The organism is Acetobacter sp. DsW_059 (assembly GCF_002153695.1).
GTDB lineage: Bacteria > Pseudomonadota > Alphaproteobacteria > Acetobacterales > Acetobacteraceae > Acetobacter > Acetobacter thailandicus.
Window position 1 is genome coordinate 1 of record NZ_JOPI01000157.1, and the last position, 705, is coordinate 705.

Here is a 705-nt window from a genome sequence, read left to right on the forward strand (position 1 = left end):
ACAGACATAGCGCAGCATATTGCCTGGCTTTCACAAACAGACAGACCCGCCCCCGAAATTATAACCCGTGATTATATTACACTTGGGCGTCTGCCTTTTCGTCAGACCTCACAGGCAAAGCAAGACCACGCAGCCATCAATACAGCCATCGAACATTGTGAGGTTGCTTCATTACTCGACACGCCTTTTGGAAAACTTTCCGGCGGAGAGCAGCAGCGTGTCATGCTGGCACGCTGCCTGGCGCAGACACCCCAAATTTTATTACTGGATGAACCGACCAATCATCTCGACCTTGCGGCACGAAGCCGCTTTCTGAAACTCCTGGCTCAGCTACCCTGCACAGTGATTGCTGTTTTACACGACCTTGCTCTGGTGCCTCAGTTTGCTCAGCGCATAGTTCTGCTTAATAAAGGGCAGATCATACTCGATGGCACCACAGAGGATGTTTTATTTTCGCCTCAGCTTCAGGCAGTTTTTCAGCTGAGCGTAGAAAAAGTGAGCCTGAAAAATGGCCAGAGCACTTTTGTTTTTACGGCGCTGCCTTCATGATGCGCTCATTTCTGCTCAGCCTCATAACAGTCAGCCTTTTTGCAACGACAACGCAGGCTACAACCTACCCCATAACGGTACAAAGCTGCGGACAGCCAGTGACCATCACCCACCGGCCTGAGCATGCGGTCATTCATGATATTAATATGGCTGACA

The 705-nt window shown here is 50.2% G+C and carries 1 protein-coding gene; it reads left to right on the forward strand.

The window, feature by feature from the left end; genetic code table 11:
* Positions 1 to 549, forward strand: a 549-nt coding sequence (locus HK25_RS12390) for an ABC transporter ATP-binding protein (RefSeq protein ID WP_143296024.1), incomplete at its 5' end; no start/stop codon positions are given.
* Positions 550 to 705: the final 156 nt, after the last annotated feature.